At 54.6% G+C, this 19,974-nt stretch carries 23 protein-coding genes and 1 tRNA gene; 13 read left to right on the plus strand and 11 right to left on the minus strand.

Translation table 11 applies throughout. From position 1 onward, the window contains the following. Nucleotides 1-119, minus strand: a 119-nt coding sequence (locus ACXJJW_RS03760; RefSeq protein ID WP_456474417.1) for a nucleoside-triphosphatase, incomplete at its 3' end; no start/stop codon positions are given. 159 nt (nucleotides 120-278) lie between these two features. Here ACXJJW_RS03760 and ACXJJW_RS03765 point away from each other — a divergent pair. From ACXJJW_RS03765 to ACXJJW_RS03780, 4 genes are all read left to right on the plus strand, one after another. Beyond that, nucleotides 279-542: a hypothetical protein gene (locus ACXJJW_RS03765; protein WP_456474395.1), complete on the plus strand. Its 264-nt coding sequence runs from the start codon at nucleotides 279-281 to the stop codon at nucleotides 540-542. Between the two features lie 145 nt (nucleotides 543-687). Continuing rightward, nucleotides 688-1,932 carry a radical SAM protein gene (locus ACXJJW_RS03770; protein WP_456474396.1) on the plus strand — a complete coding sequence of 415 codons (1,245 nt, stop codon included), beginning with the start codon at nucleotides 688-690 and terminating at the stop codon, nucleotides 1,930-1,932. Further along, the gene (locus ACXJJW_RS03775; protein WP_456474397.1) at nucleotides 1,898-3,136 is read left to right on the plus strand and encodes a radical SAM protein; all 1,239 of its coding nucleotides are present in this window, start codon (nucleotides 1,898-1,900) and stop codon (nucleotides 3,134-3,136) included. Before ACXJJW_RS03770 ends, ACXJJW_RS03775 begins: the two co-directional genes overlap by 35 nt. Before the next feature lie 6 nt (nucleotides 3,137-3,142). Continuing rightward, the gene (locus ACXJJW_RS03780) at nucleotides 3,143-4,507 is read left to right on the plus strand and encodes a B12-binding domain-containing radical SAM protein (protein ID WP_456474398.1); all 1,365 of its coding nucleotides are present in this window, start codon (nucleotides 3,143-3,145) and stop codon (nucleotides 4,505-4,507) included. A 30-nt stretch (nucleotides 4,508-4,537) separates the two neighbouring features. Here ACXJJW_RS03780 and ACXJJW_RS03785 read toward each other — a convergent pair whose 3' ends face one another. Both ACXJJW_RS03785 and ACXJJW_RS03790 read right to left on the minus strand, forming a co-directional pair. Continuing rightward, nucleotides 4,538-6,964 carry a DEAD/DEAH box helicase gene (locus ACXJJW_RS03785; RefSeq protein WP_456474399.1) on the minus strand — a complete coding sequence of 809 codons (2,427 nt, stop codon included), beginning with the start codon at nucleotides 6,962-6,964 and terminating at the stop codon, nucleotides 4,538-4,540. Further along, nucleotides 6,955-7,803 (minus strand): GTP cyclohydrolase, FolE2/MptA family, encoded by an 849-nt coding sequence (locus tag ACXJJW_RS03790; protein ID WP_456474400.1) that lies wholly within the window; start codon nucleotides 7,801-7,803, stop codon nucleotides 6,955-6,957. The genes ACXJJW_RS03785 and ACXJJW_RS03790 overlap by 10 nt, the downstream gene beginning before the upstream one ends. Nucleotides 7,804-7,884: 81 nt before the next feature. Here ACXJJW_RS03790 and ACXJJW_RS03795 point away from each other — a divergent pair, with 81 nt between their 5' ends. Further along, nucleotides 7,885-8,550, plus strand: coding sequence for a 4Fe-4S binding protein (locus ACXJJW_RS03795; RefSeq protein WP_456474401.1), 666 nt, complete (start codon nucleotides 7,885-7,887; stop codon nucleotides 8,548-8,550). On the opposite strand, the gene ACXJJW_RS03800 is transcribed toward ACXJJW_RS03795, so the two are convergent. The 3 genes from ACXJJW_RS03800 to ACXJJW_RS03810 all read right to left on the minus strand — a co-directional run bounded on the left by ACXJJW_RS03800 (nucleotide 8,542) and on the right by ACXJJW_RS03810 (nucleotide 11,758). Continuing rightward, nucleotides 8,542-8,979, minus strand: coding sequence for a CPBP family intramembrane glutamic endopeptidase (locus tag ACXJJW_RS03800; RefSeq protein ID WP_456474402.1), 438 nt, complete (start codon nucleotides 8,977-8,979; stop codon nucleotides 8,542-8,544). The two genes, ACXJJW_RS03795 and ACXJJW_RS03800, sit on opposite strands and share 9 nt — an antisense overlap. A gap of 1 nt (nucleotide 8,980) precedes the next feature. Beyond that, nucleotides 8,981-10,078, minus strand: a complete 1,098-nt coding sequence (locus ACXJJW_RS03805; RefSeq protein ID WP_456474403.1) for an MFS transporter — start codon at nucleotides 10,076-10,078, stop codon at nucleotides 8,981-8,983. 204 nt (nucleotides 10,079-10,282) lie between these two features. After that, nucleotides 10,283-11,758, minus strand: a complete 1,476-nt coding sequence (locus tag ACXJJW_RS03810; protein ID WP_456474404.1) for an MFS transporter — start codon at nucleotides 11,756-11,758, stop codon at nucleotides 10,283-10,285. Nucleotides 11,759-11,858: 100 nt separating this feature from the next. Between ACXJJW_RS03810 and feoB the strand changes: the two genes are divergently transcribed. From feoB to ACXJJW_RS03830, 4 genes are read left to right on the plus strand one after another with little or no spacing between them, the layout of a single operon-like run. Beyond that, the gene (feoB, locus tag ACXJJW_RS03815) at nucleotides 11,859-13,826 is read left to right on the plus strand and encodes a ferrous iron transport protein B (protein WP_456474405.1); all 1,968 of its coding nucleotides are present in this window, start codon (nucleotides 11,859-11,861) and stop codon (nucleotides 13,824-13,826) included. Continuing rightward, nucleotides 13,823-14,002 carry a hypothetical protein gene (locus tag ACXJJW_RS03820; protein ID WP_456474406.1) on the plus strand — a complete coding sequence of 60 codons (180 nt, stop codon included), beginning with the start codon at nucleotides 13,823-13,825 and terminating at the stop codon, nucleotides 14,000-14,002. The genes feoB and ACXJJW_RS03820 overlap by 4 nt, the downstream gene beginning before the upstream one ends. Beyond that, on the plus strand, nucleotides 13,992-14,666 hold the full coding sequence (locus ACXJJW_RS03825; protein ID WP_456474407.1) for a metal-dependent transcriptional regulator: 675 nt from the start codon (nucleotides 13,992-13,994) through the stop codon (nucleotides 14,664-14,666). Before ACXJJW_RS03820 ends, ACXJJW_RS03825 begins: the two co-directional genes overlap by 11 nt. Next, entirely contained in the window at nucleotides 14,663-15,088 is a 426-nt protein-coding gene (locus ACXJJW_RS03830) for a metal-dependent transcriptional regulator (RefSeq protein WP_456474408.1), read from the plus strand. The genes ACXJJW_RS03825 and ACXJJW_RS03830 overlap by 4 nt, the downstream gene beginning before the upstream one ends. On the opposite strand, the gene ACXJJW_RS03835 is transcribed toward ACXJJW_RS03830, so the two are convergent. Next, nucleotides 15,085-15,744 (minus strand): protein-L-isoaspartate(D-aspartate) O-methyltransferase, encoded by a 660-nt coding sequence (locus ACXJJW_RS03835; protein WP_456474409.1) that lies wholly within the window; start codon nucleotides 15,742-15,744, stop codon nucleotides 15,085-15,087. The genes ACXJJW_RS03830 and ACXJJW_RS03835 overlap by 4 nt on opposite strands. Beyond that, on the minus strand, nucleotides 15,719-16,279 hold the full coding sequence (locus ACXJJW_RS03840; protein ID WP_456474410.1) for an HVO_0476 family zinc finger protein: 561 nt from the start codon (nucleotides 16,277-16,279) through the stop codon (nucleotides 15,719-15,721). The genes ACXJJW_RS03835 and ACXJJW_RS03840 overlap by 26 nt, the downstream gene beginning before the upstream one ends. 43 nt (nucleotides 16,280-16,322) lie before the next feature. Here ACXJJW_RS03840 and ACXJJW_RS03845 point away from each other — a divergent pair, with 43 nt between their 5' ends. Continuing rightward, entirely contained in the window at nucleotides 16,323-16,763 is a 441-nt protein-coding gene (locus tag ACXJJW_RS03845; protein ID WP_456474411.1) for a DUF371 domain-containing protein, read from the plus strand. Between the two features lie 43 nt (nucleotides 16,764-16,806). Then, nucleotides 16,807-16,880 (plus strand) — tRNA-Thr (locus ACXJJW_RS03850). A 25-nt stretch (nucleotides 16,881-16,905) separates the two neighbouring features. Here ACXJJW_RS03850 and ACXJJW_RS03855 read toward each other — a convergent pair. The 3 genes from ACXJJW_RS03855 to ACXJJW_RS03865 form a co-directional block, all read right to left on the minus strand. Beyond that, nucleotides 16,906-17,247, minus strand: coding sequence for a DUF5615 family PIN-like protein (locus tag ACXJJW_RS03855; protein WP_456474412.1), 342 nt, complete (start codon nucleotides 17,245-17,247; stop codon nucleotides 16,906-16,908). Then, nucleotides 17,225-17,455, minus strand: a complete 231-nt coding sequence (locus tag ACXJJW_RS03860) for a DUF433 domain-containing protein (RefSeq protein WP_456474413.1) — start codon at nucleotides 17,453-17,455, stop codon at nucleotides 17,225-17,227. The genes ACXJJW_RS03855 and ACXJJW_RS03860 overlap by 23 nt, the downstream gene beginning before the upstream one ends. Nucleotides 17,456-17,766: 311 nt before the next feature. Further along, entirely contained in the window at nucleotides 17,767-18,201 is a 435-nt protein-coding gene (locus tag ACXJJW_RS03865; protein WP_456474414.1) for a response regulator, read from the minus strand. Between the two features lie 198 nt (nucleotides 18,202-18,399). On the opposite strand from ACXJJW_RS03865, the gene ACXJJW_RS03870 reads away from it, so the two are divergent. Both ACXJJW_RS03870 and amrS read left to right on the plus strand, forming a co-directional pair. Then, nucleotides 18,400-18,738, plus strand: a complete 339-nt coding sequence (locus tag ACXJJW_RS03870) for an Mth938-like domain-containing protein (RefSeq protein ID WP_456474415.1) — start codon at nucleotides 18,400-18,402, stop codon at nucleotides 18,736-18,738. Next, on the plus strand, nucleotides 18,732-19,823 hold the full coding sequence (gene amrS / locus ACXJJW_RS03875) for an AmmeMemoRadiSam system radical SAM enzyme (RefSeq protein ID WP_456474416.1): 1,092 nt from the start codon (nucleotides 18,732-18,734) through the stop codon (nucleotides 19,821-19,823). Before ACXJJW_RS03870 ends, amrS begins: the two co-directional genes overlap by 7 nt. The last annotated feature ends 151 nt before the right edge of the window (nucleotides 19,824-19,974 follow it).

Raw genomic sequence — 19,974 nt, forward strand, 5'->3', positions numbered from 1 at the left:
CGGCCTTCTCTTATCTCTCTGGTGAGCATTCCCCCTGCTCTGCTGCCGAGTTGCTCGGCCACTCTTGCCAGAAGGGTGGTTTTTCCGCACCCTGGTTTGCCAGTGATGAGGATTTTCATCGCCCGTCTGTGAAGTTGCATATGTACAATCCAGAGGAGTTCATCAGGCATCCGATAATCCTCTTTAAAATCACAAAGTTTATATAACTAACTCGCATAATATCTGCTGTTAGCAATGTACTAATTGGCTTTTAGTACAGCCAAAAGGAGGTGGGAAATATGAAAAAACTCTCAGGGAAGGGCAGATCTACGGGGAGAAGGAGAAAAAACCGGGAGCTAATCTACAGGGCCCTGACTGATCCAGCCTTCCGTAGGCAATTGGAGAAAGACCCAGCCTCGGCGCTGGGCGTAAGGGAGCTCAGTAGGGAGAAGATAAAGGAAATTGCATTCGTGCTAGCAGCGGTCAAAGGAATCGAAGCCCAGATAGGGGCCTTGGCCGATGAGCTTCTGTGCGCGAATGGTGGCCCCTGTGGTATCGCGTGAGAAACCCATCAACACTAACGTGCATATCTTCGAACACCATGGTACCGTCTTTGCATTTGACCCTGTTGCAGTTCGCCTCGTTACGCTTGAATCGGATGAGGCTGCGTTCATAAGAGCTTACAGTAAGGTTCAACAAGCCCAGGAGGTGGGTTCTCTTCTGGGATGGGAGCTGCCCCGTACTCTGGAGATAGTCAACAACCTATCCCGAAAGGAGCTTTTATCCACCTCTCATCGATGCCCTGCTGAAGTGCACCCGCCCAGTGACCGAGTGGAAATCCTTGTGAATGCCACCCAAGAATGCAATCTTGCCTGCCGATACTGTTTTGTCAACCAAGGCAGATTTAGGTACGGGGAGGAACGTGTACGCAGACTCTCTCAACATCTGGCCAAGAGGCTCGTAGAGGTGCTACCTGAGGCGCTGCCTTGGGCTCGCGAATTTTGCATCCACTTCTATGGTGGTGAACCATTACTTAACCTTCCGGCAATTCGAGCAGCTGTGGATGCCGCAGCCTCGATGCCTGACTCCCGCTTTGTCTTTGCAATCACGACAAACGGTACAATATGCAGCGAAGAGGCCCTTTCTGTCTTACAGAAGGGCCGCTTCAATGTTATCTTGAGTATCGACGGCCCAGCCCATATCCACGATGCTGTCCGCCGTACCGCTTCTGGAAAGCCCACACATGCCAGAGTTCTCAAGTTTCTGCAGCGCCTTAGAGCTGGACCACGTCTATTTGTGCGTGGCTCAAGCGTCGTTCGCAGGGGCTGGTCATTACGGGAAGCATGCGCGTACCTCAAAACTCTGCCGGTGGATGCTATTAAGGCGCAGGCTGTCCGGCTGCCATCAGGGCATCCACTTGCATTGAGGGACGAGGAGCGTCAGGAGTACTTTAAGCATCTGAGAGAGATAGCCGATGAGGTAATCGACAGCTTGCGTCGAGGGCAAGTCCCCATGGACGACCGTTTCAACCATCGCGTACTTCAGCTGCTTCGCGGTACTAGGAGGATAGCCTTCTGCGGGGCAGGTCGCTGGGTCTTCGGACTTGCTGGAGACGGGACAGTCCTTCCATGCGCACTGCTGGCCGGAGAGGAAGGGGTATCACTGGGCAATATCAACGAACCGGGCAGTAACTGGGTGGAACGTGGGCGTGTGTGGGCAGAGAACCATGGCCCCCGTGACGAATGCTACAACTGCTGGGCGCTGCCGCTGTGTGGTGGGGGCTGTCCTGCGATGCTCTCGGTCTGCGGTGAGGATGAATGTGAAATGATACGTGCAAACTGCGAGCTGGCTCTGGCTATCTATGGAGCCTTCCGCGAGAGACCTGAGGATTTACTTCTTCTGGCTGGTGTGCCCCTATATGGAGAAGGAGCAGATGATGAGAGAACAGAATAAGCAGCATGTGTTCAGGCTTTTAGGCAGGGAAGTTACCTTTGATCCACTAAGTGTTTCGCCACCCCCTTTGCCGAAGGATGTATCTTCTCTGAAGATTACATCTATGGCGCTTGATGTCTCTGGGTGCTGCAATCTCCGGTGCGTATACTGTGCTGAGGCTGCCACGTTACCATCCCGACCAGCGATGCCCAGGCATGTCCTGCACCATGCTGTTGATGCCATTTTTGAGTGGTCCCCCAGAGGAACAGGGGTTTCTCTTCATCTGGGCAGTGGGGAGGCCCTTCTGCATCCTCAAGCTGTGCGGGAAATCGGCCGCAGGGCTAGGAAATTGGCTCAAAGCCAGAGACGTCCTCTCGCCCTCTACTTAACCACGAATGGAACCCGGCTCACTGGTACCATTATTCGCTGGCTCATCGATGAGGGTTGGAATGTGAAGATAAGCATAGATGGAGGGGCTGAGATTCATGATCGCTATCGCGTGGACAGAGAGGGGAGAGGCACATTTAGGAGGATAGAGAGGGCTGTACGAACTTTGTCCATGGAAATCCCTGAACGTTTCAGCACTACCTCCGTCATCTGCCGTGGAACGGATCCCCGGCAGGTTTTCTATGACATTGCGGCTATGGGGGTGAAGAGGATTGAGCTGGTGCCAGTGGCGGCACCCCATTCTTCACACCTTACCCTCTGCGAAGATGACCTGGTAGCCTATCGGCGCTTCATATTTGACTATGTGCAGCGGATTGCGAGGGGCGAAGATGTCCCTACCCACATCCGATTCCAGAAGCGGTTGCAGAGGGCGCTGGGCTACGGCAATACTAGGGTGCCGTGTGGGGCAGGCCGCAACTTCCTTGCAATCGGGTCAGATGGGACATTATACCCCTGCTTTAGGTTTGTCGGACTTAGGCATTACCAATTGGGGGGCCTCGATTCCGGTCCCGACCCTGAACGGATACAGTGGTTCGTCGATGGTCCTGGACGGCCATACCAGCAGCGAACGGCATGCAGGGAGTGCTGGGCTGCTCCACTATGTGGGGGGCCATGTTTTGCCTGTGCAGAGTTGCTGGGGCAGTCGAACGGTTCCCCCTCGCCTGATTACTGCTCGATGGTTCGCTCGGAATCAGAGGCGGCCATCTGGCTGGCGTCTATTTTGCAGGAGGAGCCCCATAGATTACTCGAACTGCTGGGCGTGCAGCTGGAGGAGTAATGATATATGCGTGTTACACTGGTCAAACCTCCGGAGCACTCAAAGCTGAATTTTGGTAGCTTCAGCTTGGCTGTTCTGGCAGCGGCAGTGAGGGATATCGCAGAAGTGAAGATATTAGATGCCACAAACCTTACTATTGTCGATGCTGTTAGGGAAGTGTTGAAAACCAAGCCGGAACTTGTGGGTGTTACTACGATGGGGCTGGCCTCTATCGGTCCAGCGGCGGTTTTTCTAAATGCGCTCAGGTCTGCTGGTTTTAAGGGGGTATTGATCGCTGGAGGTCATGGTGCTACTATGTCCCCCAAGGCGCTTCTTGAGAGGGGAGCCGACGCCGTTGTATACGGTGAGGGAGAGTTGACCTTCCGGGAGGTGCTCCTCCGTGGCGTTTCAGAGTACGTGCGGGGTCTGTTTCTGCTCCGGAATGGAAGTCTGTTGAAGACGCCTCCACGTCCGCTTATACAGCCCCTTGACAACCTGCCTGAGCCAGCACGTGACCTGACGGGTTCCCCGCCAAATGGCGTTGCTCTTCTCGAAACCAGCCGGGGATGTCCGCATGGGTGCACCTTTTGTGCAGCCACCAGATTTCATGGCCGTATGTGGCGGGCACGTTCCCCGGAACTCGTTGCAAGGGATGTGAGGCATCTGGTTGTTAGGCACAGGGCAGCAATCATAGAGATTACCGATGACAATTTCACGGCAAGTCCGGAACGTGCCCTACGGATCTGTGAGCTACTTCAGAATGAACCCTTACCCCTGTTTTTCCTGTTTTCAGCCCGTTCGGATGATCTGTTGCGGCATCCAGCACTTGTCCCGGCCCTCGCTAAAGCCCATTTTCTGCGCGCCACCATTGGTGTTGAAACAGTGGCTCCTAAGCTTGCACAGAGCATCCGGAAACCCATAACTTTTGAGCAGCACCAACGGGCATTTGCAGCGCTTCGGGATGCAGGTATCTACACAGTGGCTTCATTCATCGTAGGTCTACCGGGCGAGACTGAGGAGATACGACGGGGCTGTGTGGATGCCGCAGTAGAGCTCGGTGCGGATGCTGTACGTTTTGTTCCTTTCCAGCCACTGCCTGGTACTCCGATGGAGAGGGGCACGGGTGAACCCGAACCCTGGTGCGTGGAAGCAGCGGCGAAGTTCACGAGGGAATTTGAACGCCACCCGAAGGTATTGAGTAGATTGTTAGATGCTGCGGAGGAACCTACTGTAAGGGGGATGTTCGCCAGGGCAGGGCTTAGGAGGCGGCTTAGAGAAAATATACTGGATGCCGATGATGCGGCCATGGTTGCAGAAAAGCTGGGGGAACTGAACTCTGAAAGTGTCGATGTGGAGGAGCCCATCCGTTGGTCCGATTGCTGCGCGGGATAAAGCTGCTTTGCATGTTGGCAGATTAAGAAGTTAAACACCCTTCGGCATCTCCACACCAAGCCTAAGCTCCCTCGCCAGCTTCGCATTGCCCCTCTCGCCCATAAGCAGGTATACCCTCTCCATAGCCTCCAGCTTTCTCACGGCGCTCTCCAGCCAGTTGAACACATCCCCCGAGTAGACGAGCATCTTGCAGGCTCCAAGCATTCTGGCGATGTCCTTTGAATTCTTGCCCGCCTTCCTGAGGAGCACCACCTTCTTTGCCAGTTCCTCGGTGGGGTGGTCACAGTAGGGGAAAGCCCTGCACTCGCAGGCGAGAAACTCGTCCTTTACCAGATTCAGCACCTCCTGGAACTCCTGCTTCGGCTCCTCGAAGATAATGCCCACGGCGTCGAAGTACTTTGCGCTCACCCTCGTGCGGTAGCTCTCCTCAAGCCTGGACTTTAGCGCAGGTGAAACATAGGCGTTGGTAAAGGGCAGAAGCCTTGCGAGAAGCTCCAGAGGCGGAGTGGCGGCATTCTCGGCCATCATCCTGGCCTCGCCTGGAAGCAGAAAATGCGAAGCCGCAATTCTTCCGAGCTTCGTGGGTTTGCCCCCGCTTACCAAGCCAAGCTCCTCAAGCTTCTCAACCCAGTGTCTGAACTCGCCCCCATAGCAAAGCATCCCCTCGCTCGCCTCTGCGGCGGCATGGGCAGGGAAGGTGCACAGGTTGGCGAGCACCTGCTCCATAATCTCCTCTTCCTCAGCGTTCACCTCCACGCCCTCAATACTTCCATTGAGCAGCCTGAAGGCCACCTCCTCCTCACTCTCCCTGCTGGAGAAGAGATGCCTTCTGCCCAGCTCGACGAGGAGCACCACCCTGCCGCGGTCGTGGTAGCCTGGTCTGCCTGCACGGCCGAGCATCTGGTGAAACTCCGCCACACTCAGCCAGCGGTTGCCCATACTCAGCGTCTCAAAGACCACCTGCGAGGCAGGAAAATCCACACCAGCACCCAGCGCAGCGGTGGTCACTATGCCCTCCAGCTCGCCGTGCATAAAGGCCTGCTCTATCCGCTTTCTCCGCGCATAGGTCAAGCCAGCGTGGTAGCTCTGGGCTCGAATCCCCCGGTTCCTGAGGAAACCTGCCAGGCTGGCCGACTTGAAGCGGGAGTTGGTAAAGACTATCGTCTGCCCCCTGAACCCCCTGGAGGAAACTTCTGCGCTCTCCCTCTTGATCAGCTTTGCTATTGCACTCCTCTTCTCGGCCTCGCTCCGCAGGAAGATGAGATGCCTTTCCAGGGGTACAGGGCGCGAGGTGTAAATCACGGGCTTGAGGGAGTAGTGTTCTGCAATCTGGGGGGCGTTGCCCACTGTTGCGGAGAGGCAGATAAACTGTGCCTCCGGAAAGGCTCTGCGAAGCCTTGCAATGAGCCCGTCTATCTCCGCCCCCCTCTGCGCCTCGCCCAGCATGTGGAGCTCGTCTATAACCACAACGCCCACCTCTCCAAGCTCCCGCCTGCGCCCGCGTCTGAGCAGCACATCCATACCCTCGTAGGTTCCCACAATTATACTCGCCCTGCTCAGGTCGCTGTCCGCTACAACGAGCTCCTCTCTGTCCCTCACCCTGCTCATCCCCACGCGTATCGCCACTCGTAAGCCGAGCTCCCGGTAAATCTTAAAGTCCTGGTACTTCTGGTTGGCTATTGCAACCAGAGGCACCAGGAAGAGGAAGCGCTTACCCCGGAGGGCGCTCTCCACGCCAGCGAGTTCGCCTATAAGCGTCTTGCCCGAGGCGGTGGCACTCACCACAAGGAGGCTCTCCCCGGCAAGCAGACCGCTCTCCAGAGCCGCCTCCTGCACAGGCATCAGTCTGGTGATGCCCCGCTTGAGCAGGAGCCTCTTAAACTCCGGGTTAATATCAAGCTCAGCCACACTCCGCCCTTCTCCAGCTTCGGCTTCCACAACATCGTAGAGGCTCAGCTCCTCCCTCGTGGGGTCTACCCTTGCGTCCAGAATTTTAAGCACCCTGTCAAAATCGCGGTAGCGGAGGAGAAGCTTCAGGAATCTCCTGAAGGTTTTGCGGGAGTAGCCCCGGAAGCTCAGCTCCCTCCTGAGCTCCTCCGCTGCACATTCTGTGCAGGAGCGCCTGCCGTGGAGGAGAATATAGCCATCGCCCAAGAAGCTCAGCCTGCCCCTGTGCAGGCAGGGCATGCACATCTCAGCCTCCCTGAAGGTTATCCCCTCCTCACTCAGGGCTCTCCCCACGAAAGGCTCAGAGCCTCCAGGAACAACAACCTCCAGCGGGCGCAGAAACTTTACCAGCGCTCTGCGGGGCAGAGGATTCTCCAGTGCGGGTGAAAGCAGACGAAATATCCGCCCCCGCCTCAGCTTTATCTCACCCTCAAAGATGCGCCTCTCCTTTGAGTAAACCCACAGCTTGAGGCTGCGCCTGCCCGAGGCGAAGATTACAGCTAAACCCATTCAAAACCCTTTTTCAGCTCTCCAAAACTCAGCCTGACTCTCGCAATGCTGCGGAAGGTGAAGAGGGGCTCGTGGGCGGTGCACTGGGCAAGTATGCGCGCATCCTCACCGAGCTCCGGAAACCTCTCCCTAACACCCTGCAGAATCGCAGCCACAACCTCGCGGGGGGAGCGCGGCGAGGCACATGCCCTAGAGAGCACCAGTTCTTCCTCCTCCCTGCTCAGCGCACCGTAGGCCTTTGCGCTTACAGACGCCTCCAGGATGTCCAGGATGTCCTCGATGCGTATGTACTCCTCACCGCGGGTGGAGATGCTGAGCCTGGCGGTAGCGCGCTGGGTGCACAGCCTGCCTTTCCCCTCGCCCGCGAAGTGGAATATTGTACCCTGAATCTCAGCCCCGACCTCCTTGGTTACCTTAACCTCGGTGTTTCGCTCTGCTGCTGCCCTTGCGATGAGCTTCACAAAGTCCTGCGTCGACCTTCCGAGGGGTGAGCGCCGGTTAACCATCAGTCTGCTCTCCATTGAAACCTCGCTTACCTTGGCGTAGCTGTGCCTGCGAAGCACCTCCCGCACAACCTCACTGCAAAGCTCTTCCAGCTTGTAAACAGGCTTCTCGGAGGCTATCTCTATAATCTCATTTATCGCCTCGAGATTTCTTGACATGTGCGTACCCTTCTGGAACCGGGGGAGGTCCACGTAGCACTCAAAGCTTGCAAGAAGCACAATGTCGCGTTTACCCTGGTCGCGTTTGACCCGGATAAGCTTGCGCACATTGTTCACGCCAGCTCGCGTGAGGGGCATCCTTATCTCAGGTGCTCTTGTCTGTACATCGGGAAGCATGATTACCACTTATTTTTAACTTGTAAGCATTGGGAGATATCCCATCCTAATCCAAGGTTAACAATATAAAAGGCGAAGCCCATGATACAGGATGCAAGGCGGCTGTTTTTAACCTTTGTGCTTGTGGTAAGCGTCATGTACATAACCGACGGCTTTGCCGCCTTTGGGCACTACTTCAGCGATTTTCTGAAAGCCGGCGATGCCTTTTTCCGGGTTTACTCCAAGGAGGTCCAGATAATCCTCCTGGTGAGTATTTTTCTTGGCCTGAGCCTGGGCAGGGTATTCTGCGGCTGGCTCTGCCCTCTTGCTGCGATTTTTAATTTCCTTGCTCCCCTGTGCAGGAGAAGGTCCCGCCTTGATAAGCGCCTTAAGTATGCGGTGCTCGCTTTGGTGGCACTTCTGGTTTATGACCTCGCAATCTACGGCACATCCTTTCTGAGTCTGCAGGTGGGCAAGTACATTGCACTGGGCGGGCTCTCCCTCATAGTGCTCAGCAGCCTCGCCTACGGCAGGGTCTTCTGCACATCCCTGTGCCCCGTTGGGGCGTGGTTCAGCCTGCTTGGAAAGCTTGCAGTCTTTCGCCTCCGCATCGGTGAGGAGTGCACAACCTGCGAGCGCTGCAACCGCGTGTGTGAAATGCGCCTGGATGTGGCTCACGGCAGAGACCTGCACGAGTGTTCCCTTTGCTGGGCGTGTGTGGAGGAGTGCCCCTACAAAGCGATAAAGCTAAGGTTCATACTAAGCTAGCGCCAGGGTTGCAAGGATGCTGAGGAGGTTGTTTGTTATGTGCGTGGCTATGCTCCCGGCAAGGCGGTAGCGCAGGTAGACAGCGCCGAAAACCATGCCCACGAGGGTCATGTCAACCGCCTTGAACCATCCCCAGCCGAAGAGGAGGTGGTATGCTCCGAAGGCGAGGCTTGAAATCAGCAGCGCATTGCTGGAGCCGAGTCTCCTCCGAAGCCTTCCCAGAATAAACCCGCGAAAAACAAGTTCCTCCAGCACAGGTGCGGCTATCCCCACGTACAGGTTGATCAGGAGCGGATTTATGCCTGCCCACCAGGGCTCAGCCGGGAAGGTGTGCACCAAAAGCTCCGGGAAGGCCGAGAAGAGCAGGCTGAGGAGGAGGTAGTTGGCGGCGAAGAGCACAACACCTGCGGCAAGGGGAACAAGGCTCATGCTAGGCCCTCCTGCTCATCTTTATCAGGAGGGCGATGCCTGTGAGTGCCGAGGCGAAGTACATGGTGGCATGGTAGCCGTAGGCCTGGGAGATGGCGCCGCCTAGGAAGGGACCGGCGGCCATGGATATGCTTATGAAGGAGCCAAGCAAGCCGACACTTGTCGCTGTCTCAGGGTTGTTCTCTGCCAGGTAGCGCAGCGAGCCCACGTAGAGCAGTGAGTAGGAGAGGGCGAGGAAAATCTGAATAGGCAGCACCGCTACGTAGCCCGTGGCCAGGGTGTAGGAGAAGAACACCACCATGCTCAGCACAAGCCCTAGGTCCACAAGCCTCGCTGGGGAGCTGTAGTTCAGCCTGCGCATTATGAAGAACTGGGCGAAGGCGTTGGCGAAGTATATAATACCTATCCACAGCTTGCCTGCCCCGAGCTGCGCCAGGTAGAGGGGGAAGATTATCCATATTGCAAATGCACCCAGGTGGCGCAGCAGGTTTGGGAGGTAGATGTGGTAGTTTCTTTTTATTAAATTCAGAGGGAACAGGGGCACTTCGATGCTTGTGGTTTTCACCCTGGGAAGGGTAAGGGCTATAAAGAAGGAGGCGATGAAGAAGATGGTGGATAGAGCAAACACCAGCCAGTAGGGCATGAGCAGATTTTCCGGCAGGTAAACCTCCCCTGCACCTGCGGCGACGCCCGCGAGCAGACTGCCGAAAGCCCATCCCAGGGAGCCGAAGGCTGCCAGGCTGCCGAGCTTCTCCCCTGCGTCGTAGGTGTAGGCGATTAAAGGCGGGGTAAATATCCCCATGGTGAAGCCGACGAAGGCGCGGATCAGCATTAGCGAGGTGGCGTCGAAGGCGAATATCTGCATCGCATATGCGATGGCCGCGAGAATTAATCCCAGGAGTACAAAGCCCTTCCTGTCCCGCATATCCGAGGCCCTGCCGAAGAGATAGGAGGAGATGAAGATGGCTATGCCGTAGGCCGTGCCTATCACACCCACCTCAAAGCTGTTCGCTCCCAGAGCCTGGGAGTAGTTGGGCATGAAGATGGCGCTCATCATCGCCGAGGCGTAGCTGAGGAGGAGTATTATGCCTGCCTTCATCACCCTTTCTTACCCCGCTCTCGTTAATAAATCTAAACCACCTCTGCGAAGGGTGCCGCACAGGTGCCATAAGGTTGGGGTATCGAATGATTTCGTGCAATATGGTTAAATTTTCTACTCGGAACGTTTATATATGCATGCGCGGGTAACCTATCCTAATAAGATGGCAGCTGGGCATAAACCTTCCTAACTGCCGTCTTTTTCTTACCCCCCATAGTACTTCCGTCTTTTTCTGATTCTCTTTGTGTAGATTAGAAGTGGGGCGTAGATGATGCGCGGGCTGAGCAGGTGCACCCCGCCAACAGTGGTTATTCCCCTGAGGTCCCGGCGCACCATACTCATGAGCTCATTCCTGACCACGTGGGTGGGTGCCTCTCCGGCCTCGCGCACAAAGGCAAGGCGGTGGAGGGCAAAGAGGGTTATGAAGAAGGCTATGAGAAAGTGGAAGTCGTAGCCTGTGAAGTCCATCACCGCCGCGCTGACCTCACGCTCTGGCTCGAACCACTCTATCACAAGCGACAGCCTGCGCTCCACAAAGAAGTCCAGCATCCTGCCGGAGATCAGCGCCCCCAGGCCTGAGAAGAGTGCCGTCACCAGGGCGAGGGTTGCCAGGTAGCTCGTAGCCCTCTCCGGTGGGGAGAGCTTAGCGGCGATATTCGCAGAGCAGAGGTTTGTGCTCGCCACCGCAAAGCCCAGGAAGATGTGGAGTACAAAGATCAGCGGAAGGGTGAGCATGTGCCTCTCCGGCATGGTGGAGAAGGTCCACAGAAATATGCTTATTGAGAATACGCCGCCAGCTATCGCCAGCAGGGGCTTGTTGCCGTAGGCGTCGCTTATCTCGCCCAGGAAGCGAAGGAAGTATATGCTTGTGAGCTGGCTTACAACGTTCAGAATCATCACCACGGCGACACTAAGGTTGAGCACCTTGAACATGTAGACTGCGAGGAAGGGAAGAACCATGTTTGAGGCGAGGCTCCACAGGGCGACAAAGTACACCAGGTTGCGGAAGTTTCCCTCTGTAAAGGGCTCGAGGATCACCCTTAGGGAGAACCTGCCGCTGTACATCATGGGCTCCTCTATGCGGGAGACGAAGAAGGTTGAGAGAACGCCAAGGAGAAAGGCGAGCAGAAAGACGGCGGAGTAGGCGTGCACAGTCCCCATGCGGTCCAGGAAGAAGCCTGCGGCTATTGCGAGGGTGGCGGAGAGTGCAAGGCTGAGCCTCATCCTGCGTGCATAGAACATCCCCCTTATCTCAATCGGCACAAGGTCGCGCATCCAGGAGTTCCATGCAGTGTTGGAAACCTTGGCCAAGAGGTAATGCAACGCCAGAAATAGGAGCAGCGCTGCGAGGGGGTCGAGGTGCAGCAACGGCAGTGCTGCTATGAGTGCAATAAAAAGCCTCGAGGCGAGGGAGAAGACCACGACGATGTACTTGCGCTTCTTCAGCCTCTCCACCAGGTAAATTGCCGGCAGCTGCACAAATTCTGCAAAGAATGTGAGGGCTGCTATCAGGCCTATGTAGGAGTTGTCAGCGCCCAGGGCGAGGGCATAGGCTGCGAGAATAGGCCCGCCTGCAAGCACACCCATCGCCTGGGAGCATACCCCGTCGTAGATGAGGTTGTTCAGACTCCTTTTCACTTCGTCTCCCGAGAGCCGTCTCCTGGGCTTTAGACGTTGCATACCCCTCCTTTGATAATCCCTGAGGTCCCGCGTCATTAACTTTTTTGGAATTTTTGTAAATGTTATGCACATAAATTAGGCTGACCTAATTGGTGATAGCATGCACTGCCATGAGAGCAAGAGTATTGCGAAGGCTTCGCGAAAGGTGGCGCTTGTGGGGAACCCCAATGTGGGCAAGAGTGTAATCTTTGGTTTTCTCACAGGCAAGTATGTGACTGTGAGCAACTACCCCGGCACGACGGTTGAGATATCTCAGGGCAGCGCAAGCTTTGACAGGGAATGCCTTATCATAGACACCCCGGGTGTGAATGACCTCATACCAATGAGTGAGGATGAGCGTGTAACCCGGGACATACTGCTCAACGAGGACCTAAGTGCTGTGGTGCAGGTGATAGACTCCAAGAACCTGCGCCGGGGCCTGCTGATAACCCTTCAGCTCGCAGAGATGGGCCTGCCCTTTGTGATTGTGCTCAACATGGAGGACGAGGCGAGGAGCAGGGGAATAAGCATAGACAGGGCAAAGCTGAGCGAGATCTTTGGTGTACCTGTGGTTTCGACCATAGCGACGCAGAGGAAGGGCATGGGAGAACTTGTTAAGAGCATAGGCAGGGCAAGGCGCTCTACCTACTCCTTCAGGTACTCCCCCGAGATAGAGGATGCTCTAGAGAGAATCGCCTCACTTCTGCCGGAGGCCAGGCTTGAGAGACGCGCCCTCGCTGCGATGCTCCTTGCTGGAGATGAGAGCCTTGCCCCCTGGCTTCATGCCTCGCTTCCCATGGAGAGGATAGCTGCGATAGAAAAGATTCGCAGTGCAGCGCTGCGCAGGGTGGGTGGAAGTGTGCACTATGCAATAAACCGCAGCCGCCTCCGCGTTGTGGACGAGATTGTTTCTGAGGTGGTCAGGAGGCAGGAGACAAGGCGCAGCTCAATGCTCAACAGGCTGGGCACGCTTACGATGCACCCTGTATATGGAATACCCTTCCTCGTCCTGGTGCTTATTGCGATGTACGAGTTCGTCGGCGTATTCGGCGCTGGCACGCTGGTGGACTTCTTTGAGGAGGTGCTGTTCGGAGAGTACATAAACCCTCTGGCGGAGCGCATGGTGAATGCTACGGTTCCTGTGGCCTTCTTCAGGGATATGCTCGTGGGCGAGTACGGCATAATTACAATGGCTCTAACCTATGCGATAGCGATAATCCTCCCCATAGTGGGCACCTTCTTCATAGCCTTCGGCATTCTGGAGGACTCGGGCTACCTGCCCAGGCTGGCGATAATGACCAACAGGATTTTCAAGGTTATAGGCCTTAACGGCAAGGCGGTGCTGCCCATGATTCTCGGTCTGGGGTGCGATACCATGGCAACACTCACAACGCGTATCCTTGAGACCAGAAGGGAGCGTATAATTGCAACGCTTCTGCTCGCCCTGGCGGTACCCTGCTCTGCTCAGCTGGGTGTCATCCTGGGGATGCTGGCTACCCTGTCTGCGAAGGCGGTTCTAATCTGGGTGGGTGTTGTGGTGCTGGTGATGCTCTTTGTGGGCTTTCTGGCGGCACGCGTGGTTAAGGGCGAGAGCACAGATTTCATACTTGAAATACCCCCTCTCCGCGTGCCTCAAATAGGTAACATCGCGGCAAAAACTCTTGCGAGGATGGAGTGGTACATTAGAGAGGCTGTGCCCCTTTTCATCTTGGGTACGCTGCTACTCTTCACCCTCGACAAGCTTGGAGCTCTGGCGGTGATAAGGGACATGGCCTCGCCGGTGGTGGTGAGTATGCTCGGGCTTCCCACCGAGGCTACTGACGCCTTCATCGTGGGCTTTCTGCGCCGCGACTATGGCGCGGCCGGTTTGTTTGCCCTCGCCCAGGCGGGTATGCTCTCACCTGTGCAGATAGTCGTGGCTCTCGTGACCATAACCCTCTTTGTTCCGTGCATAGCCAACTTTCTTATAATAATCAAGGAGCGCGGTCTGCGCGTGGCTCTCGCGATAGTCAGCTTCATCTTTCCCTTTGCCTTCTTCGTGGGTGCCGTGGTCAACTTCCTGCTCCGCCACTTCGAGGTGAGCCTGTGAGGTGCCCTCTCTGCGGCTATGAGTTTGAGGAGGCAAGTGAGGCATGCGCAGCCTGCCCGATGCATTCCAGAGACTGCTCCATGAAGTGCTGCCCCAGGTGTGGCTATCACATTGTCGGAGAATCAAAAATATTAAGGCTGATAAAGAGGATATGGAGGAGAGGAGATGGAAAGTAGACATCGTCGCCGCTACAGGAAGCGCGTTGAAGAGCTTCTGGAGGAGATATGGACCCTCAAGGAGGAAGATAGAACCTCTGTCTCAGATTTGCTTGAATTTACAAAGGAGGAGGATGCAGGACAGGTGCTGGACCACATGGTGGAGCGTGGGCTTATCTCCATAGGAGATGACGAAATAAGGCTGACAGCCGAGGGCGAGGCGATTGCACGGGAGATAGTCAGGAGGCACCGTCTGGCGGAGCGCCTGCTCAGCGATGTGTTTGAGGTGAGCGAGGGTGAGGTTGAAACCCACGCATGCGAGTTTGAGCACCTCCTGAGCCCTGAGGTTACCGACAGCGTGTGCACCTTTCTGGGACATCCCCCCACCTGCCCCCACGGCAAGCCGATACCCCGGGGGGAGTGCTGTGCAAAGTTCAGGAGAGAACTATCGCCCCTGGTGCTGCCCCTGCCTGAGCTTGAGGTGGGGATGCAGGCGAAGATAGTGTTCATAGCTCCGCGGAGCCATGTCACCCTTGACCGCCTAGGCAGCCTGGGGATAATCCCGGGCAGCATACTGAAGCTTCACCAGAAGAAGCCCACCTTCGTTATAAGGATAGGGGAGACGGACCTTGCAATAGACGAGGAGGTTGCGCGGCAGATATATGTTAAGAGGATGGTAGCATGATTTCTGAGAGCATGGAGGAGTATCTGGAGGTGCTGTGGGTGCTCCTGAAGGAGAGGGGCAGGGAGCACGCAAAGATAAATGAAATCGCCGAGAGGCTCAAGATAGCACCGCCGAGTGCTGTGGAGATGCTGAAGAAGATGGAAAGGCTCGGCATGGTGGACTACGAGCCCCGGGTTGGGATACGTCTTACAGAGAAGGGTGAGCAGCTTGCAAGGCAGATTATACGAAGCCACCGCCTGGCGGAGCTTTTGCTGACTGAGATTCTGGGGATGAAGCTGGACAGTGAGGTTCATGAGCATGCATGCGCCCTGGAGCACCACATAAGCCCGGCGATAGCAGATGCGGTGTGCATAAAGCTGGGACATCCCAGGCTATGTCCCCACGGCAATCCCATCCCTAAAGGCGAGTGCTGCACAGATTAGTGCCACCCGTACTCCCCCACCAGCGGAACAAAGACGCACCCTCCCAGGCTCTCCTCCATGTACTCTTCTTCACCCACCCGGGTTATTCTTACCAAATCCTGGTTGAGCCTGGAGCCCACGGGTATCAGGAGCTTTCCACCCACCTTGAGCTGCTTGAGCAGGGGCGGTGGAACGCGGGGCGCACCGGCGGTGACGTAGATTCTGTCGTAGGGCGCTTTTTCCTCATAACCTTTCGTACCGTCACCGACAACGATGGTAATCCTGCCGCAGCATCCTGCGCGGGCTATGTTCTTCCTTGCCTCCTCTGCCAGTCTTCTGTACCTCTCCACTGAGTATACCTCACCCCTGTCTGCGATAATGCTCACTATGCAGGCGTGGTACCCGGAGCCTGTGCCCACCTCAAGAACCCTGTGCTCCCGCTCAATCTCCAGGGCTTCGCACATTATTGCTATCATGTGGGGCGCACTTATTGTCTGACCCTCACCTATAGGCAGCGGCTCGTCGTGGTAGGCGTACTCAACCCTGTCCTCCGGCACGAACTCGTGTCTTGGCACGCGCAGCATTGCATTGATTACCCTCTCGCTCTTCAGGTAACCGTAGCTCACAAGCCTCTCCACCATCTCCCGGCGTCTATCTTCGTAGTTTTTTCCTGCCATAGATTCTCACTATCTCCTCCGCACGGGCAGAGCCGCGCTTGAGCATCCTGGCCTTTGTCTTTATCTTCTCTATGGTGAAGGTTTCCTCAGGTGTGACCACAACCTCGCCGATGCTGAAGACCCTATCCCGGGTTGTGTAAATCTCGCCTGTGGTGGTTATGCCGCGGAAGTGCAGCGAATACTTCACCTTCACCGGCATGGCGAGGGAGATGCACCAGAGGGTTTTGACATCGCTGAGCTTTGCCTTCTCAACCTTCCTCCCGTCCTCTGTGTTTATCGCAGTAACCCGGGCGGGTTCTCCGCCCACCTCCACCTCGTCGCCCACGCCAACCTCATCTTCTTCTGGAAAGAGTATCATCTTCCGCTCACTCTTCTCATATCTGCTTATTATCACACTTACTTCCTTCAGGCGGGGTTTTTCTATGGTGAGGTGAACAAGGCCACATGCGCTGCACTTCACAAGAAACTCGCTGCCGCGCTGTTTTACCACCTCGTGCTCCGTATCTCTGCCGCATGCTTCGCAGTAGTAGTACATTCAACCACCAAGGTTTTATTCTTCTGCTTTTAATTAGAGGCTAATGATTGAAAAAGTTATAGTGTTTGCAAGGGGCCACGAGAACATTCGAGCAGAGCACCGCACCACCCTTGAGATTACAAGGGATGAGGAGCTCTCGCCGAGGGGAGACTGCATCATAGGCGTGGGGGCAGATAAGGCACTGGTGGACTTCCCGGAGCGCTTCAAGCGTCTGGCAAGGCACAGCAATGCGGTGATAACGCTTGTGCTTAGAGCGGGGAATAGAGAGGTGGTGATACGCGGGCGCGGCCACGAGAGGCTGAGCTTCACCGACGCGAGGGAGATGGTGGTGAGGAAGAGCACCTTCACCTGCGGGAGAACTTTGATGGTGGGCGCAAGCCACTCTGCTCGCGAGCTTCCCCGTGACTTTGTTGCGCTTCTCCGCAACCCTGCTCAGAGGCTCATCGCCGAGATAACTGTGGAGCTCCCTGCCCAGAATAGATGATTCAGAAATAGTTTGTAATGTTTGCTTTTTAAATTCAGGTGATGCCTCCGTAGCTCAGCTGGCCAGAGCGGCTGACTTGTAATCAGCAGGTCGGGGGTTCAAATCCCCCCGGGGGCTTGCCTTAACATTTCAAATTCGGAAACTACTCTAAAACTCTAATCCTGTCCTCCAGCACAACAAAGACCTTACCTCTGAAATCTTCCTCTGCCTTAAGCACACTTTTCATAGAGCTTATCAGTTTCTCTGCCACTGGAGGGTGGACCTTCAGTATTATTATGCCGTGGAACTCCTGAGGTGGGTAGAGCAGTATATTTGCAAAATCGTAGTCTCTCGTAACCAGCACAGCTTTTTCCCTTTTTGCGAGTTCGGCAACATCCCTATCTTTGGCACCCTTTGGAACATAAAATGCATCGTATTTCCTTTCCTTCAGAAAATTAAACACAGAGCTGGGGATGTTCTCATCAAGCAGAAACTTCAATGACATGCTCCCTCTTCACCAGCATTGCAGCATACTCTAAGGCTTCCCTTACCATCTCCTCATTGAGCTGAGGATACTCCTGCAGGACCTCCTCCACATCCTTTCCGGCGGCGAGCAGCTCAAGGACATCTGAAACAAGAACTCTGGTGCCCTTAAAAACGGGCTTCCCATGGCAGATTTCAGGGTCAGAGATTATATATCTGGGTTTCTTCATACACCCAGCCTAAAACCTAACATTGATAATATCACCATAATTTTGCTGCCTCCACCGCTCTTTAAAAAAGTTCCGAACTCTTATATAGATAACTTCGACATACTGATACAATATTCTAAAGCAATTTGGTGATTAGTGACAACGGGAAAAGTAGGGAAAAACCCACCACTTCCCCTAATCTATCAAAATTGGGATTTGGACCGGCGCTTTGTAGTCTCCGGGGGCTTTCGTCAAAAATAACTATAAGCGGATGATTATCAATTTTCAGCTATAAAGGAAGTTAGAACCTAAAGATGTGGTTTTGCGGTACCCTACAAACAATCACTCACCGTTTTAAAGGGCTCATTTTTTTGTCCTGCCTGGAAGAGGTTTTCAATGAACTCTATCAGTTCCTTAAACTCCATGGTTTTTGGCAGAAAGCCGTCGGCATTGGAGTATTTTATAGCTTTATTTATCTCATCTGTGGAGACCTTGTTGGAGAAAAGGTAGATAAAGGGCACATTTTCGGGCTCCATTTTTGTCTTTATATACCTGCAGGTTTCAAAGCCGTCCATGCCCGGCATCATTATGTCCATTAGAATCAGGTATGGCCTGCAGGACTGGAGACGTTCAATAGCCTCCTCTCCGCTTCTGGCTCCGTAGAACTCAAAACCATATTTTTTAAATATACGCTCATAGAGTATCAAAATATCTGGCTCATCATCCACCACCATAACCCTTCTTGTGAATGCAATTTTATCCTTCATTCTTTCAGCACCCTGTCCCCTTTATGCCAAAACACTTCCAGCAGGTTATATCGCTTTTTATGTGGTTTGGCGCATATTTATTATTTATTGTTCATAAGCCGAAACCAGATTTAAAAATGTAGCGGTGAATTCTGAAGCTCCTGCATATTTTTATATGTCAAAGATGTTTTTATTTACAGGTACTGTGGGGTTGGTCCTGTGATAAGCTCCTACAGCTTCGGGAGGATTGTGGTCAATGGGAAGGAGTACAGGAGCGATGTGGTAATAACCCCGGGTGAAACTGTACTCCCATGGTGGCGAAAAAGGGGGCATGAGGTTTGCCCGGAGGACCTGGAGATTATTCTTGGAGAGGAACCTGAGGTAATTGTTTTCGGCACTGGCCACTCCGGCAGAATGAAGATACCGGGGGTGCTGATTGATAACCTGAAAAAGAAGGGCATAGATGTTGTGGTGCAGCTCACCAGAGATGCCTGTGATACATTTAACAGGAAATACAGGGGAAAGAAAACGGCGGCGGCGCTGCACCTGACATGCTAGGATTGGAGAAAATTGCTAAGCAGGCGGTCCGGGACATGTCCAACCAACCCACGATAAAGGAGAGCCCCCTGTATGAAACCGCTGGCAAGAAGGTAAGGTGCCTGGTATGTGAGAGGCGCTGCCTGATACCGGCGGGGAAGAGGGGCTTCTGCAACAGCAGGGAGAATATCTCAGGGAAACTCTGCACTCTGGTGTATGGAGATATAAGTGCCTTGGAGAGCAGACCCATAGAGATCAAGCCCTTTTACCACTTTTATCCGGGCTCAACTGCCCTGACATTTTCCACCTGGGGATGCAACTTCCGCTGCCCCTGGTGTCAGAACTGGCACCTTTCTCAGGTCAAGCCTGAGCCTGAGAGGGCGAATTATATTCCTCCGGAGAAGATGGTTGAGATGGCTCTGAGGTATGGCGACGCAGGGTTATGCGTCAGCTTTCAGGAACCCACTCTGCTCTTTGAGTACTCTCTGGATGTCTTCCCCCTCGCCAGGCGGAGGGGGCTGTACAACTGCTATGTTTCAAACGGCTATCTCACCAGGGAAGCGCTGACTCTGCTCCACAGGGCGGGTATGGATGGAATAAACATCGATATAAAGGGTGATAGGGAGGTGTACACAGAGTACTGCAAGGGCGTGGATGTGGAGGTGGTCTGGAGGAATGCCGAATATGCAAAGAGGCTGGGCATACACGTTGAGATGGTAAACCTTATCATCACCGATGTAAACGACGATGAGGAGTGTATACGCTGGATTATAGACAGACACCTCGGGGCGCTGGGACCTGAGACGCCCATCCACTTCACCAGGTATTTCCCTGCATACAGGTTCAAAAATCCCAGTACAAAACTGGAAACCCTGGAGAGGGCGTATGAGATGGCAAGGGAAGAGGGGATACTCTATCCCTACATAGGCAATGTCCCGGGGCACAGGTATGAGAATACCTTCTGCCCGGGCTGTGGCAGGCTCCTTATAGGAAGGAGAAACTACAGGATATGGAGGTATGACATCAAAGATAAAAGGTGCCCGGGCTGCGGGGAGGAGATACCTGTAGTGGGGGAGTATAAGGGTGAGACTGAGGGAATTCCTTGAGAGGAGGGTGAGACCCTACTCAGAAGAGCTCGGCATAAACCTGAGGACCTGCAAAGGGGAGGAGATTGCAAAGTGGTTTCTGGCGTCCTTCCTGCTCGGAAAGAGGATAGGTGAGAAGATTGCCATGAGGACGTACAGGGAGTTTGAGAGG

It is taken from the genome of Candidatus Pyrohabitans sp. (assembly GCF_054014795.1).